Origin of the sequence: Achromobacter aegrifaciens, assembly GCF_902859965.1 — a bacterium.
Lineage (GTDB): Bacteria > Pseudomonadota > Gammaproteobacteria > Burkholderiales > Burkholderiaceae_B > Achromobacter > Achromobacter aegrifaciens.
Map to the genome: position 1 here is coordinate 1,505,577 of NZ_CADIKO010000001.1, position 14,164 is coordinate 1,519,740.

At 55.5% G+C, this 14,164-nt stretch carries 14 protein-coding genes; 5 read left to right on the forward strand and 9 right to left on the reverse strand.

Annotated elements, in window-relative coordinates; translation table 11 throughout:
• Window positions 1–7: 7 nt before the first annotated feature.
• Window positions 8–880, reverse strand: coding sequence for an alpha/beta fold hydrolase (locus tag HV793_RS07015; RefSeq protein ID WP_175212906.1), 873 nt, complete (start codon window positions 878–880; stop codon window positions 8–10).
• A gap of 269 nt (window positions 881–1,149) precedes the next feature.
• Here HV793_RS07015 and HV793_RS07020 point away from each other — a divergent pair, with 269 nt between their 5' ends.
• Window positions 1,150–1,707: a sugar O-acetyltransferase gene (locus HV793_RS07020; protein WP_175212907.1), complete on the forward strand. Its 558-nt coding sequence runs from the start codon at window positions 1,150–1,152 to the stop codon at window positions 1,705–1,707.
• Between the two features lie 49 nt (window positions 1,708–1,756).
• Here the strand turns inward: HV793_RS07020 and HV793_RS07025 are convergent, their stop codons facing one another.
• From HV793_RS07025 to HV793_RS07035, 3 genes are all read right to left on the reverse strand, one after another.
• Window positions 1,757–2,092: a hypothetical protein gene (locus HV793_RS07025; protein ID WP_175212908.1), complete on the reverse strand. Its 336-nt coding sequence runs from the start codon at window positions 2,090–2,092 to the stop codon at window positions 1,757–1,759.
• A gap of 880 nt (window positions 2,093–2,972) precedes the next feature.
• Window positions 2,973–3,839 carry a DNA adenine methylase gene (locus tag HV793_RS07030; RefSeq protein WP_175212909.1) on the reverse strand — a complete coding sequence of 289 codons (867 nt, stop codon included), beginning with the start codon at window positions 3,837–3,839 and terminating at the stop codon, window positions 2,973–2,975.
• On the reverse strand, window positions 3,839–5,206 hold the full coding sequence (locus HV793_RS07035; RefSeq protein ID WP_175212910.1) for a Sec-independent protein translocase family protein: 1,368 nt from the start codon (window positions 5,204–5,206) through the stop codon (window positions 3,839–3,841). Before HV793_RS07035 ends, HV793_RS07030 begins: the two co-directional genes overlap by 1 nt.
• A 276-nt stretch (window positions 5,207–5,482) precedes the next feature.
• On the opposite strand from HV793_RS07035, the gene HV793_RS07040 reads away from it, so the two are divergent.
• Window positions 5,483–5,926 carry a hypothetical protein gene (locus HV793_RS07040; RefSeq protein ID WP_175212911.1) on the forward strand — a complete coding sequence of 148 codons (444 nt, stop codon included), beginning with the start codon at window positions 5,483–5,485 and terminating at the stop codon, window positions 5,924–5,926.
• 100 nt (window positions 5,927–6,026) lie between these two features.
• A complete protein-coding gene (locus tag HV793_RS31290; RefSeq protein ID WP_425321802.1) occupies window positions 6,027–6,191 on the forward strand; it encodes a BsuBI/PstI family type II restriction endonuclease in 165 nt (54 codons plus the stop codon).
• A 592-nt stretch (window positions 6,192–6,783) separates the two neighbouring features.
• Here the strand turns inward: HV793_RS31290 and HV793_RS07050 are convergent.
• Window positions 6,784–7,323 carry a hypothetical protein gene (locus HV793_RS07050; RefSeq protein WP_175212912.1) on the reverse strand — a complete coding sequence of 180 codons (540 nt, stop codon included), beginning with the start codon at window positions 7,321–7,323 and terminating at the stop codon, window positions 6,784–6,786.
• Window positions 7,304–8,983, reverse strand: a complete 1,680-nt coding sequence (locus HV793_RS07055; protein ID WP_175212913.1) for an anti-phage dCTP deaminase — start codon at window positions 8,981–8,983, stop codon at window positions 7,304–7,306. Before HV793_RS07055 ends, HV793_RS07050 begins: the two co-directional genes overlap by 20 nt.
• A gap of 438 nt (window positions 8,984–9,421) precedes the next feature.
• Here HV793_RS07055 and HV793_RS07060 point away from each other — a divergent pair, with 438 nt between their 5' ends.
• A complete protein-coding gene (locus HV793_RS07060; protein WP_175212914.1) occupies window positions 9,422–10,792 on the forward strand; it encodes a Fic family protein in 1,371 nt (456 codons plus the stop codon).
• Window positions 10,793–10,880: 88 nt separating this feature from the next.
• On the opposite strand, the gene HV793_RS07065 is transcribed toward HV793_RS07060, so the two are convergent.
• Both HV793_RS07065 and HV793_RS07070 read right to left on the reverse strand, forming a co-directional pair.
• Window positions 10,881–11,210, reverse strand: a complete 330-nt coding sequence (locus tag HV793_RS07065; protein WP_054455686.1) for a YegP family protein — start codon at window positions 11,208–11,210, stop codon at window positions 10,881–10,883.
• 160 nt (window positions 11,211–11,370) lie between these two features.
• Window positions 11,371–12,564, reverse strand: a complete 1,194-nt coding sequence (locus HV793_RS07070) for an acetylornithine transaminase (protein ID WP_175163036.1) — start codon at window positions 12,562–12,564, stop codon at window positions 11,371–11,373.
• Window positions 12,565–12,774: 210 nt separating this feature from the next.
• Between HV793_RS07070 and HV793_RS07075 the strand changes: the two genes are divergently transcribed.
• Window positions 12,775–13,740: a Bug family tripartite tricarboxylate transporter substrate binding protein gene (locus HV793_RS07075; RefSeq protein ID WP_175212915.1), complete on the forward strand. Its 966-nt coding sequence runs from the start codon at window positions 12,775–12,777 to the stop codon at window positions 13,738–13,740.
• 86 nt (window positions 13,741–13,826) lie between these two features.
• Here the strand turns inward: HV793_RS07075 and HV793_RS07080 are convergent, their stop codons facing one another.
• Complete coding sequence (locus HV793_RS07080) at window positions 13,827–14,078, reverse strand: hypothetical protein (RefSeq protein ID WP_054455691.1); 252 nt, start codon at window positions 14,076–14,078, stop codon at window positions 13,827–13,829.
• Between the last annotated feature and the right edge of the window lie 86 nt (window positions 14,079–14,164).

The following is a 14,164-nucleotide window of genomic DNA, read 5'->3' on the forward strand; positions in this document are numbered from 1 at the left end:
AGCGATATCAGGCCGCCAGCACCCTTTGCAGAAATCCCCGCATCAACGCAGCCACCTCATCCAGATGCGTCTCCAACAACCAATGGCCGCCACCCTCCAACAGGTGAAGCTCAGCATCCGGCAAATCCCGCAGATAGGCACGGGCGGAAGCTTCCGGCATGTAGTGATCCTGCGGCCCCCAGACAATCAGCGTAGGCGGCTGGTGATCCCTCAGATACTGCCGGTGTTCCGCAAACCACGCGCGGTTTTGCTTCAGGCCGGCAATCAAGTCGATGGCAACCTCCTTGCGGCGCGGCGTCATCAGCGACCAATGCAGTTTCCATAAATCCGGCGAAATGCGGTCGGCAACTTCCGGCCCGACATGGTTCAGGAATTCCTCCTGGAAGCTTGCCTCAGTAATGCTGTCGCCTATGGCGTGGCGCATCTCCGCGGGCGACAACGCCCAGGTGGCTTCGATGTCCGCATATTTGGGCCCTAAGGCATCCTCGTAGGGAACGTCGCCATTCTGGATGATCAGCGCCGTCACCCGATGAGGCGCACGGATCGCCAGCCGCGCCCCGATGGGCGAGCCGAAGTCGTGCAGGTAGAGCGCATAGCGGTCCAGGCCCAGGGCCACGACAAAGCGATCCAGAAAGGCCGCATAGCCGTCGAAGCTGTAATCGAAGTCCTCGGGCGTGGCGCTGTAGCCGGCGCCGGGATAGTCGGGCGCGACCAGGCGCCAGCGATCGGCCAGGCGAGGCATCAGGTTACGGAACTCGTAGGAAGAACAGGGGTAGCCGTGAGGCAGCAGGAGGGCAGGCGCATCGGAAGGGCCCGCGATGCGGTAGTAGGTGTCGATGTTGTCGACCGGGATGCGGCGGTGCTCGACAGGGACGGTCATGGGAGGCTCCTTGGGTTGCGGACGGCGGGTGGGTGTAAATGGCCGCTACTCGTCAGCAATCACAGTGCCTGGGCATGGTCGCCCCAGGGGGAATGCCCCGATGCAATCGCATCCGGCGCCGCGCGTGACACCATAAGCGCCTCTGCCCGCTTTTGGCTTTCCGGAATTCCGGAAGATCGTCCGGGATAAAGACGTCAGGCTACGATTTCGCAACATGCGGTTGGTCAGCCAACCGCCCGCTACGCCGAACCCCCAAAGGAAAGCCGCAGATGGCAAATGACGACCGCAGCCTGATCATTCCCAGAAGAACGCCCGAATCAGCGGCCATGACGGCCAACATCAAACGCGCGATGACGATCACCGCTGCCCTCAACCGCCTGACCTTCAACGACGCCGCCGAAGTCCGCGCCTTGTTCAGCGAACTGATCGGTAAGACGGTCGATGAGAGCTTCCTGTTGATCCCGCCGTTCTATACGACCGGAGGCCCCGACATCAGCGTCGGGCGCAACGTCTTCGTCAATCAGAACTGCACTTTCTATGACCTGGGTGGGTTGAGCATTGCCGATGATGTGATGATCGGGCCGAACGTCAGCCTCATTACCTCCGGACATCCCATCGAACCTTCGCGGCGTCGTGAGCTTGTCACCGCGAAGCCCAACGTGATCGAGAGGAATGTCTGGATCGCGGCGGGTGCGACCGTTATTGGTGGCGTGACTGTGGGCGAGAACTCGGTGGTCGCGGCGGGTTCGGTGGTCACCAAGGATGTGCCCGCGAATACGCTGGTGGGTGGGAATCCGGCTAGGGTGATTCGGTCGATTGCTGAATAGGGCGCGCGAGTGGGCGCCGCGCCTCTAGCTGCTGCGGGTGTAATTCGCGCTATTGAATCACTATCGATCCATTGTGCGTCGCCCCGCCTTCCTGGTCCGCATCACCTGCGCCAATCCGTGCTTGTTCCAGCATAGCGTCGGTCAGACTGCTTACCTGATCACACAGGCCTTCCACACCGCCCATCAACGCAGCCACCGTCCAGGCATCCAGCGGCTGCGAACCGGTGGCGTAGGGTTCGGACGCGCTGTTGCCAACCATACGGGCGATCGCCTCGATGGCGTAGCGGGCGCGGTCGATGTGGTGGAGATAGGCGAGGGGAACGGAGCCGAGCTCGGGATCGGTGTCCACGGACCGGGGGTTTTGGGTTAGGGGGTGGGATTGCATGACAGCCTCCAAAAACCAAAGACACTAGCCGGCTTCCAAACCGGGCTACCCTCGGGCGGGAGCGAAGTGAGTATATGGGACAGGACCAGTAAGTCTCCGCCGGCAATGACAATTTCGCCACGCTAGATCGCCGTCCAACCCGAGACACGCTGCCACCGGTTAGCAATCATTGCTAATGACTGCCACTCGCGAAATCCGTATGGTGCAGGATGCCTGACGTCGTATCGACCTGTGCACAAAATCGCTGCGGCGATCTGCTCGACCGAATATTGCTTGTGTTTCATTGCCAACCTCCCGTTCTCGCTGGGAAACTCGCCCTAAAACACTAACACTCAATTTCGTCCAGGATTTCGACAGCAGATCAACTCCCCAAGTAGCGACTAGCCATAGCCGCATAGCGGTCCTACTTCTGGTAATCGCTAAAAATTGGCGTCGCACTTGCGGAGCATCTCTGCCATAAAGTACCGAAAATTCGTATCCATAAATTTCTGTGGATACGAATTCTAGGAGCATCCGAGCAGACATTTTCGAATGGACTGACAGGATGAAGCCAGACCGTATCCACTGGCAGCTTACTGAGGTTTACCATAATGATGAAAATAGCGAATTCGGCGTGATCTTGCGTTTAAAAAAATGCACCATCACCTTGCGCACCGACGACGGGTTGCGCTGGAGGGCCTCACCGATGCTGCTGCATAGGAACGTCTAGCTAAACCATTCTAGTGGTTTGCTCTGGGCGGAACTGAGCGGAATTTCAAGCAAGTACTCACGGGAGACATACGAATTATCTTTATTGCTTTCGTCATTGAACACTACAGCAATAACTTCAAGGACATTTTCGTTCTCATGCGTGGAACGTAAATCTATTAAGAACTCTCGACTATGCAGCCTTCTTATAGCCATAGTCTTCGAGGTTCGGGATAGATTTGATCGAGCGCGAAAAGAACATTATTTCAGAAGCTCTGTATCTCTGGGCAGCGCTATAGCTCAAACCGTACTTAATAGACGAGAAACCAGTGTACATAGCCTCGATCTCAGGCGCATTATCGTAAGACACCACCCAGTTTGCCCCCTTAACTTTCCGCAAGGCATTTGCGACAGCTACGTGATCATTGTGGGTGTAGAAATTATCATACAAGCCCTTTCCCTTCACGTAATATGGTGGGTCCAAATAGACAATCGAAGGCTCACCTCCCTGATTGACTCTATTTTGAATAAATTCCAACCCATCCAGACGCGTAAGCTCGATGCGGTTTCGTTCCCCAGAAATTTTTTGAATTCGACCGATAAGATCGCTCTTATTGTAGCGGGCGTCCAATTTCCACTTCCCATCTTGGTTCTTCCCACCGATAACACCAGCCTTCATAATTCCAGAGCGATTGGATCGATTCAGAAAAAAAGTGGCGAACGCCTGTTGCAATATCGTTGCATCAATGCCTTTGCTGTAGATTTGCTTTTGTCGATGCCACTCCTCAATATTTACGTCAGTGTCATTGATTAATTTGCACAATGCATCAGTACGGTTTAGCACACAATCCCAAAATGCATGTATGTGCGTATTGAGATCGTTAATGCAAATCGAGGATACATACCCATCAAGGAGTAACTCAATAGCGACTCCCGCGCCACCAGCGTACACTTCTGAGTATCGGCACCCAATAAGACTATTTTCCGATAGGATAGCCTTAAGGTAGAGAGCAAGTTTTCCCTTGCCCCCCGGGTATCGAAGCGGGGTATAAAAGTTCATTACTCAGCCCAAATTGCTACAATTAGTGGTTCGACATTATTCCAGCCACGTTTTAAATCGTTGGATTTTGGGCTCAAATTTGGATTATGAACAAATGCATTCAACGAATTGGGATGGAAGGTACTATCAGCATTTCCAAGCTCTTTGTTGATTGATTGAACTTGATTGGACGTAAGTTGCTGCGCCGCCCTCAGATGCTCGACCACATCAGTCATCCGTGCTTGTAGATGGTACCGATTGCTGTTTAATTCATTTTCTGTCTTTAATCCCTTCGCAGCGAGATAGTGATTGACACTCATCTCCAGAAACAAACGAGCCAATACCGAAACTGCATTCGCATAATCGTCTACATCAAATGATTTCAAATTGTGGTAGAGATCATTTATTCTATTATTTTCAGTGATTCGTAGAATGCAAGTTGGACTAATAAGCTTCTTTCGCTGCTCAGAAGAGGGATTTGCCTTGGCCTTAGCTTTCGGGTTTCCTTCTGACTTTGCAGGCTGACTTTTTTGAGCAGGTGGTGCACTCGTTTGATCCAAACGCCAAGGCTCTACACTTTCACTATGTTGCGGTATGTTTTCTTTAGAAAAAGTGTCGAGATATGCTTGGCGGTCTTTTTTCTTATTGAGAGTTCGCGTCGTGACTCTACGGTTCTCATCAGGATTAGAAATATCGAAGACGATTTTCTGAAGCGGCTTTTTCAATTCATCGAAGGAGATCGTTGAAAAAAGCACCTTATCTTTAATTTCCAAACCAAGAAAACTCTTTACCGCAGGATCGCCGACAAGTCGTTCTATAGGAGTCAGCGCTGGAGAAAGAAGCAACGTGCTGATAGCCTCATCGTCAGCAAACAACTGACGCATGAAGTCAAGCAACTGAAGATGCGGGGGCTTCCTAGCTGTTAGTTTTGATTCAAAGCGCTGTTGTTCTTCACGATCCCACTGTGCCGTCCCAACACCATTGTTCTTCCCTGTATGCTCCAGTCGGACCCATTGTGCTGCTGCTGCTTCGCTCTCAAAAACTGCGCAGTCAACCGTCTTAAGGCTTGCAATTAGTTCGGGGGAGGCCCGCTTCAATTCATTTTTAATAGTCTTTGATACTTCCAGGCTATCAAGAAGTGCTCGATTAGTCAGGACTTTAAGCGCAGCCAGGCGGCGATTACCTTCTTGTGTCACGTATCGACCATCTTGCTCAGTTACGGCCATCCGTTTCATTGGATTTAGACCGTTCTTGGCGATGTGACGAGCCAACTCAATGGTGTCCGCCGTCATCAATTCCAGCAACGCCTCTCGCGGACTTTGCTTAGCGTTTCTGAACCGAGGATTCTCTAGGCTGTAGTCGATCTTGGAGAGAGCGATGCGTGGCATGGTCTTCTTGAATTGTTGATTGACTCAAATATAACATCGCACGATAAACATGTGGTAACGCTTATCACCAGAAAGCACCCGGACAGGCGCATATAGGAATGGTGCAGACTACCTTTCGGTATGAGACGAGGCTCAGACCTCCCATGCTCACCTGACGGACTGATTTAGAAGATGGTGCCAAACTATAATTTGGCGCGGATTCGTCCGATGCTTGGCGCGTGGGCGGAACCGTACATCATCTCTCACCACACCGCGCTTTAATTCGAGCCAGGAAAAATGGCTGCAAAATTGCATGAACGAGCAGGCTTTAACTATAAAGGGAAACGTTATTTTCATCGGCGCTGGGCATGGATTTGGCATTTCCGTCCGGTAACTTGCGAACTATTCGTGGAATATCATAGGCCGGGTGGCCTTAAGATGCGAAAGGCCGATATTGAGCTTTTTCTGAGTCAGAACGGTCAAGCCATCACATATTATGAAGAAAATCTCTCGAGGCAAGGAGACGTCCGAGTGGCCAAACAAGCCCTCGCCTTTGCCAGAGCGCAATATGAACGCAGGCAACAACCTAATTGCGACCCGGGTGGCAGCACCAACAACTCAGGCAAAGTTGCTAGGATTCTCGACGCCAACAGCAAACTCGTACCTGACGCGGAAGCACGACTTGCTCGTGCAATAGCGACTGCAGACATACTCGCAACAGGAAATCAACGGAAAACGTGAGCTAATAAGGAAGCCAGACCACAATTGCGGCTGCGTGTGATCGGCGAGATCGTAGTCTGACTTCTTTTATTCACTACGCTTTTTGAAATAGCCAACGGTTATTTGGTTGTCAGAATCGGGCAATAAAGTGGTCGTGCGCGACGAGGCACTGGCTAGTGCACTGGGCCTAAAGATCGGCGCGACAAAAGCTCTCCCCGACATAATTTTGGTCGATCTGGGTTCCGATGACCACGGCACCGACATGTTGGTGGTGTTCGTAGCGTAGAAGTTGTTGGATCGGATGGGCCAATCAATCGCGAGCGAAAAATAGCATTAACGACAATGGCTCTAGAAGCAGGTTTTGATGAGCGGCATCTAGCATTTCTTACTGCCTATTTCCAATCGTGCTGGCCAACCGTTCTGCAAGAGCATTTCGGAACTTGCCTGGGATTCCTATGCCTGGTTCACCTCTGAACCGGAACACACAAAGGATCTATGGGCAGCAGGTACGTGGAAGCTATCCAATGGCATTCTAGAATAGCGAGGATTAGCTAGACGAAAGGTGTCAGACTGCAGTCTCGTCAGCCACTTGCCGAAAATTTGCAGTCTGGCATCTTAATTGCTAGATGCAGAGGGATCGCAAGCTATTTTTCGCCGCGCCTTAGGGTGCGTTTCCGCACACGGCAACTGACGGCATCAGACATGAACCCGAAGCTGTGGCAAACGGGTTTGAGAACTAAAAAAATAAGGAGATGAGATGAAGTCGCTGTGGATAGAGACCTAACAAGCTCACCAACTCTTAGTTTAGATCCAAGGTCTTCAAGCTAGCGTCAGAATAACAAAACCGCCTTAGCTTTTCTGAAGCGATGTCGAATTTTTCACAAGGCGATCAACTCGCGGTGAAAGGTTGAAACGCTGATACTCTCAGCCTTGGCCAACCGATTAAATAGTGACGGCAAGTGTAGTCGCGCGTCCTGTAACGTACATTGATCGTCGAAGACAATTGCATAGAGGCCCTCCGTCCGATCCTGATTCTGCACTAGATCCTCTATAAACTGAAGCCACTTCGAAGTATCATTCACACGCCCGAGAACGTCCACATAGTTAACTTTGAGCGCAGACAGCATTCGCAGGGCCAACGTGCGCGTGGGAGCAACGAAGTCCATACGTGGCGCAACCCGGATATCGAGAAGCCATTTGGGCTGATAGCGCTCGATAAACACCTCAAACGCTTCGGGCGAGCCCAGATCCGTTTCGTGTACCAATACAACGGATCGGTCGCCCTCAAATGGAAGGCGCAATTGTGCACCTTGCCGAATGGTCTGATGATTTATCAGGCGATCATTTTGAATGGTGTTTGTTACGACCAACCTGAGATGACTTCGTGAACTCTCTCGATTATTCACCGTGACCACCATTCTCAATGAGTTGGGTCTCGACATCGACATAGCTGAATCGCAGCAACTCCGGACGAATGGACGTATCGGAGTCACCGAATTCCATGTTTCCTTTGGAATCTTTCAATTTTCGATCTTTCAAAAACGCGCGCTTGTATAGCCGCGGAGCGACACCGGTGAACGGTCGAAATAGAACATATGGCGGTGGGTGACCTTCGCCATTGCCAACCGCAGCATTCACCACCTCGCTTGGCGGACGCCAGTTAACCGCATTCGAAACAATCGCATCACCGTGCAGACTCAGCGCCTTACTTTTCTGATACGGCTCAATAAACTGCACTTCGTCGACGCCGGCCGCCACAATATGGCGAGCGCAATAGTGACAGGGGAAGGTAGTTACAAACATTCGCGTGCCGACGGTCGAAGTTCCCTGCCTACCGGCCGATAGCAAAGCATCCATTTCTGCGTGTACTGCACGACTGAATTCCAGCAGTCGCCCGACTTCGGTCTTTCGCAGGCGCAACTGCAATGTTACGCCGTCATCTTGTGCTTTAAGCTCAGGAAATGTGTCGATGATGTGCTGGATGATTGTCTGCTGCTCGACCGTGTTACGGCAGTACCGACCAACCATCGAACAGCGGTGATCGTACTCGTGTCCGTTGAGTACGTCCATACGGAACCCCCCCCCGTACACACCACCGCCAGCACGTGGCACCTCATTGGTGCCCGTGGCCACGACATTGCCAGCCGCATCAACCAAGGCTGCGCCCACTTGACGGGAAAGGCACGCACTGCGCATTCCAGATCCATAGGCGTGGAACATGCCAGTTTCGTTCGGCAGGGGTCTAACAACCTTCGCGTGTGTCAGGATATCGATCAAGCGCCCAAGCTGGTCTGCGACATCCCAGTCCGGGTTTTCGACATCCGCGTTGCCCTCTCGGATCAATCGGGCAGGCGTGTTGTCGACGAAAAAATCGGAAAGATGAAAGGTGTCTGTCACCTTCTGTCCATGAGGATCGTCAGCATCCTCGTCACGTTGCATGAACTCCTCGATCTGAGCTTCGGTCGAATCCCTACACTTGGATGAACTCAGCCGCTGCTTTCGCACCTCTTCGCTGCATACAACGCCGATCTGGCAAAACGCATCTTGGTAGACCTGTCGCAAAAGAGCAGTCTCTGCCGGCTGCTTGAGGGAGTCGATGATGTAGGCACGGCGCTCCGCAACCGCAGCCCCACCAGCCAAGCGACTTTCGGTGTGGCCCTTGCGTCGCTCATGCATCTCCCGCATTAAGCGAATCGCCACAGCCGCTTTATCACCAGTTTCTAAACGACACAAGTCTCCAAAGTCTTGCAAAGACCTTGCCCGCATTAATTTTGTGCTGTTGTCGACCATGTGGCTACGAGACGTTGCCCAGGTTTCGATAACGCCCGACGCCTTAAGAATTTCGGCCTGAATACCTGCATTACTAAGCAACCGTTTGAGTGCATCCGCCACCCAACTAGTGCCTGAGCCTGCCGGCCCCACCACTGCAAACACGTACTCATTTGCGACGAGATCTTTCAGCGTTTGGCTAGCGTCGCGCCCGCCTCCAGTCTTAATAAGTTGGGCGGTAACAAGTTTGGGCTGAGCGCTCATGATTTTTTTAGCTGGTTTTCCTGCCTTAATTCTACCGTCTGTCATGTCATGTGCCAAAAAGTGACTTTTGCCGGCAAGACTAAACAATGGCGTGAGACAACAACTTTGCATAGTTCGCTTCATGCCTGGCGCGAGGGTAGAGCGCGATCAGCTTGCCTACATACAACGTGCGCCAACCCGGTCACGTAGTGGCGTGTCGGGCCAGCCAACATCTGTATCTGCGCCTAAACGTTTGCACCTGTTCACAAGTACTAATACCAGGCGATCGGCACCATCCGCGACAACAACCTCTTTGGAATACCGCAATCGTTTTTGTTGACGGCGAAGTACACGCTTTAGGGTTAGTGCGTGAGCGAGGAAGTCGCAGCAATCGATTTGTTTGAGCTGGCTGGTCGGGGATCAGCTCAAAATCAGACCAAATCAGCTCATTTCTTGAGCTGATTACTGCTAAATTGAGCTGATCCAATATCTTCGGCTCTTGCCATGACCGTCCGCGAAGACATTCTTCAGTTTCTGCACACTCAGCAGCGCGAGAATCTCCCCTGGGTGAGTTCCAGCGAACTGGCCTACCGAACCGGCGTCAGTTGGTCCACGGTGAAGCGCCAATTGGAAAAGCTGCGCAAAGCCGGCGCAGTACTGCGCGAGGGGCAGGGCCGGGCAACCCGTTACCGGATTGCGGAAGAAACACCCGCATCGACGCTCCCAACGACCAGCATTGCCACACGGCTGGCGGAACCGGCGTCCGAGGCCGTCGGGATGATCTGGTCTGAGCGTGGTCAAGCCCTGCTGGCCCGGCTTCGGCAGCCGTTGTCAGTGCGTGCCCCTGTGGGATACGACCGCGCCTTCGTGGAAAGCTATGTGCCAAACCAGAGCTTCCTGTTGCCGCCTTCGCTAGCTCAAGACTTGGCCGACGAAGGCCGCATGCCAGGTCAGTCGCCAGCCGGGACTTACGCGCGCCGCGTCCTGGAGCCGCTGCTGCTCGACCTGTCCTGGTCATCCTCTCGACTGGAGGGCAACCGGTATTCCTTGTTGGCCACGCAGGAACTCTTCAAGCACGGAATGGCCGGGGAAGATCTGGATGCAGTGATGCTGCTCAACCATAAGAGGGCCATCGAGTTCCTGGTCGATGCGGTGCCCGCACATGGCCTGACGTCCGCCGTGATCGGCAACCTTCACGCGATCCTGCTGGAGGAACTATTGGCCAATACCGACGGCCTGGGCCGCATCCGCCAGATCGTGGTCAACATCGGGGACACGACTTACGTACCGCTCCAGGCGCCCTTGTTGCTGCAGGAAATGTTCGACCAGATTGTGGAGAAAGCTCGGCTTATCAAGAACCCAGTGGAAGCGGCATTCTTTCTGTGGGTGAACCTGGCCTATCTTCAGCCGTTCGAAGACGGCAACAAGCGCACCAGCCGTCTGGCGGCCAACATTCCGCTGATGCTTTACAACTGCGCGCCGCTGTCCTTCCTGGACGTGGAGGTACAGGACTACGTCCGCGCCATGTTCGGAGTCTATGAATACGGCGATGTGACGCTGGCGGCGGAGTTGTTCGCCTGGGCCTATCGGCGCTCGATCCGCAAGTACGCCGTACAACTGAACGCTGCGGGCGTGCCGGATCCGGTGCGATTCCGATTTCGGGAAAAACTGAACGAAGCGATTGGCCGGGTACTACGTGAGCAGCAAACGGCCGACACCGCAACAGCGGCGCTGGGCCTATCCGAAGACGATGTTCAGTTATTCCGCCCGATACTGGCGCAAGAACTGCGCATACTGGACGTGTACAACTGCGCTCGCTATCGCTTGTCGATGGACCTAGTTCAACAATGGGTCGAGGCTGGGCGGCCGCACTGAAGTGAACCAGCGGAACAAGAGCCGCAAACATTGCGGCTCTCCAGTCCCGACACCGATGGATGCAAATCAGGGCTTACACCCAAACCACTCAGGTATTGTCTTTCACCACAGTACTTGGCCCATTGGTCTTCACAGACGCGATCCCGGCATCTCGAGCCGCAGTGCTCGAATACATTTCACTGCGTCCAATAGACTGCCCATTCGCCGCGCTCAACGAGAAATAAGGTGAACCGTTGGTTGCCGTCTTGCGCTGATAGCGCTCATCGATCGGCGAATTCTGCCGAACGGATGCAATGCCATCCTGAGCGCTAGCCTTGGTGGTGTACCGCTCGCTCGTCAAAATGACTTCATGATTCCCGGCTTTCAGATTGAACATGTACTGATCGCCGCTGCGCTTCAACTCGTAGTAACCGCTCATGGAAACCTCCAATATCTGGTTAGTTCAACGATGGGTCGATACTGCGATGCACACACATGAATGCCGGTTGATGATAGTCCATGCCTTGCGTTCAGGACATGCCAAAGAAAAGGGCCGCTAATCGCGGCCCTTATCGTCACTGCTTAACGAATCGATTCGATTACGCCTTACGCACCTGCGCAATCAACCCATCCAACTGCGCCAGCATCGTATCGATCTCTTCCGCCGTCACATTCAACGCCGGCATAAACCGCAGCAGATTCCCACGCGGCGCATTCAGCAGCAGGCCATTGGGCGCCAGATTGCGCGCGGCTTCGACGATGGCGGGGCCGTCGTCGCGGTCCATGACCAGCGCACGCAGCAGACCCATCCCACGCTCGCCCTTCATGCCCCACTTAGCCGACAGAGCCAGCAGGCCTTCGGACAGCTGCTTGGCGCGAGCATTGACCGACTCCATGAAGCCCGGCGCAGCCAGAGCATCAAACACAGCAACGCCAACAGCAGCCATCAGCGGATTGCCGTTGTACGTGCCGCCCTGGTCACCATGCGAGAACACGCAGACTTCCTGGCGAGCCAGCAATGCAGCCAGCGGCACGCCGCCGCCAATGCCCTTGGCCAGCGTCATGATGTCCGGCACGACATCCGATTGCTGGTAAGCAAACATGGTGCCCGTACGCCCCATGCCGGTCTGCACTTCATCAACGATGAACAGCAGCTTGTGCTCGTCAGCCAGCTTGCGCAGGCCTTGCATGAATTCCTTGGTGGCCGGGATGACGCCGGCTTCGCCTTGGACGGGTTCGAGCATGATGGCGACGGTTTGGTCGTCGATCAGCTTGCGCACGGATTCCAGGTCGTTGATTTCGGCCTTGGGGAAGCCTTCGACCTGCGGGGCGAACATCTTGTCCCAGCCCGGCTTGCCGGACGCGGACATGGTGGCCAGCGTGCGGCCGTGGAAGCCGTGGTTCATGGTGATGATCTTGTAGGCGCCGTTCTTGTTCACCTGGCCCCATTTGCGCGCCAGCTTGATGGCGCCTTCATTGGCTTCGCCGCCGCTGTTGGCGAAGAAGACGCGGTCGAAGACCGAGGCGCCGGTGAGGCGCTCGGCCAGTTCGATGGAGGGCAGGTTGTAGAACGCCGGCGAGGGGTTCATCAGCAGCTTGGACTGGTCCAGCAGGGCCTTCTGCATTTCCGGGGCGCAGTGGCCCAGGGTGTTGACGGCCCAGCCCTGGACGAAGTCCAGGTATCGCTTGCCCGCGTGATCCTCCAGCCAGGATCCCTGGCCGCGCACGAACACGAGGTCCGGGCGGGAGGTGATCTCCATGAGGGCGTTGGTCTTGAACTGGCTGAATTCCATGGCGGTTCCTGCGGAATGAGAGAACAGGGATTAAAAGTGATTGGACGATGCCAATAGGCGAATTTAGCACCGACGGGGGGATGCTATTGTGACGTACCCCCAGCCGATCCGCCCCGGGCCGCCTCAAAAGGGCAGACAACGCGGGCGCTCTATTTTATGCAACAGGCGCGACCCCGCGCGCAGCCCTTTGTCGCTTTTTACTGACCAATCATGAAACGTATTCTTTCCAGTCTTGCCGCCGGCCTGGCGCTGGCGGCGGCCACGGCGACCGCGCATGCCGATTTTCCCGAGCGCCCCATCCGCCTGATCGTGCCGTTCCCACCCGGGCAGGCCACTGACATTTTTGCGCGCGCGCTGGCTGAAAAGCTGGGCGCGGCCGTCAAGCAGCCCATCGTGGTGGAGAACCGCGCGGGCGCGGGCAGCAATATCGGGATGGAGCAGGCGGCGCGTGCGACGCCGGACGGCTACACGCTGGTGATCGCGGGCTCTGCCGCGGCAGTTAACCAGACGCTGTACAAGACCATCAATTACAGCCTGACCAAGGATTTCGCGCCGGTGTCGGGGGTTTTCTCGGTGCCGCTGATGTTCCTGGCGACGCCGGCTTCGGGCATTACCTCGCTCAAGCAGCTGGTGACGCAGGCGCGCGCCAATCCGGGCGAGCTGGCCTATGCCAGCGCGGGCATCGGCGGCACGCAGCATTTGTCGGCCGAGATGTTCAAGGCGGCGGCGAACATCGACATCCGCCACATTCCGTACAAGGGCAGCGGTCCGGCGCAGGCGGATTTCCTGGGGCATCAGGTGCCGTTGATGGTGGACTCGGTGACTGCTGGTCTGCCGCATGTACAGAGCAAGAAGGCGGTGGCGCTGGCGGTGACGACGGCCAAACGCCTGCCGCAGCTGCCGGACGTGCCGACGGTGGCGGAATCGGGTTATCCGGGTTTCGAGGCGATCGGCTGGGCGGCGGTGTTGGCGCCGCGCGATACGCCGGCCGAGGTGACGGGCTATCTGAGCAAGCAGATCGGCCAGGTGCTGAACTCTCCGGACATGCAGAAGTTCTTCCGCGACCGCGGTGCAGAGCCGATGCCACTGACGCCTGAGGCGACCGGCACTTTCATTGCCGGCGAAGTGAAGAAGTGGGGCGAGGCGGTGAAGCAGTCGGGCGCTCAGGTCGACTGACGGACGCGCAAGACGTCATGCCCCAGCAAACCACCCCGCATCGCCGGGGCGGTTTGCATGAGGGGCTGAGGTAAAGCTATGGCGGCTTAGGCCGGATCACCCGGCTGGCCCGGCCGTCCGGGCTCGCCAGGCTGCCTGGGCTTTTCTGCGGGCTGTCCGGGGTTGCCGGGCACTTCCGGCGGCATGCGGCCCGGATCAGTGTCATCGGGGCCGGGCTGGCCCGGTACCTGGCCGGGAGCCTGCTTTTCGGGCGCATCGCCCGGCTCCTGTCCGGGACGCTGGGACGGATCGATGCCGGTCTGGTTGGCGGGATCGCCGGGCTTCTGGTTCGTGTTCATGGATGTCTCCTGAAGATTCACGTGTAGCGCTCACGCGCAGCGGCACGCGTATCGTGCAAGTCCACGATAGAAGCCAGGTTCGCGCT

Coding starts and splice junctions, on each gene's coding strand:
- HV793_RS07015 (WP_175212906.1), bottom strand. CDS start 880: ATGACCGTCCCTGTCGAGCACCGCCGCATCCCGGTCGACAACATCGAC.
- HV793_RS07020 (WP_175212907.1), top strand. CDS start 1,150: ATGGCAAATGACGACCGCAGCCTGATCATTCCCAGAAGAACGCCCGAA.
- HV793_RS07025 (WP_175212908.1), bottom strand. CDS start 2,092: ATGCAATCCCACCCCCTAACCCAAAACCCCCGGTCCGTGGACACCGAT.
- HV793_RS07030 (WP_175212909.1), bottom strand. CDS start 3,839: ATGAACTTTTATACCCCGCTTCGATACCCGGGGGGCAAGGGAAAACTT.
- HV793_RS07035 (WP_175212910.1), bottom strand. CDS start 5,206: ATGCCACGCATCGCTCTCTCCAAGATCGACTACAGCCTAGAGAATCCT.
- HV793_RS07040 (WP_175212911.1), top strand. CDS start 5,483: ATGGCTGCAAAATTGCATGAACGAGCAGGCTTTAACTATAAAGGGAAA.
- HV793_RS07050 (WP_175212912.1), bottom strand. CDS start 7,323: ATGGTGGTCACGGTGAATAATCGAGAGAGTTCACGAAGTCATCTCAGG.
- HV793_RS07055 (WP_175212913.1), bottom strand. CDS start 8,983: ATGACAGACGGTAGAATTAAGGCAGGAAAACCAGCTAAAAAAATCATG.
- HV793_RS07060 (WP_175212914.1), top strand. CDS start 9,422: ATGACCGTCCGCGAAGACATTCTTCAGTTTCTGCACACTCAGCAGCGC.
- HV793_RS07065 (WP_054455686.1), bottom strand. CDS start 11,210: ATGAGCGGTTACTACGAGTTGAAGCGCAGCGGCGATCAGTACATGTTC.
- HV793_RS07070 (WP_175163036.1), bottom strand. CDS start 12,564: ATGGAATTCAGCCAGTTCAAGACCAACGCCCTCATGGAGATCACCTCC.
- HV793_RS07075 (WP_175212915.1), top strand. CDS start 12,775: ATGAAACGTATTCTTTCCAGTCTTGCCGCCGGCCTGGCGCTGGCGGCG.
- HV793_RS07080 (WP_054455691.1), bottom strand. CDS start 14,078: ATGAACACGAACCAGAAGCCCGGCGATCCCGCCAACCAGACCGGCATC.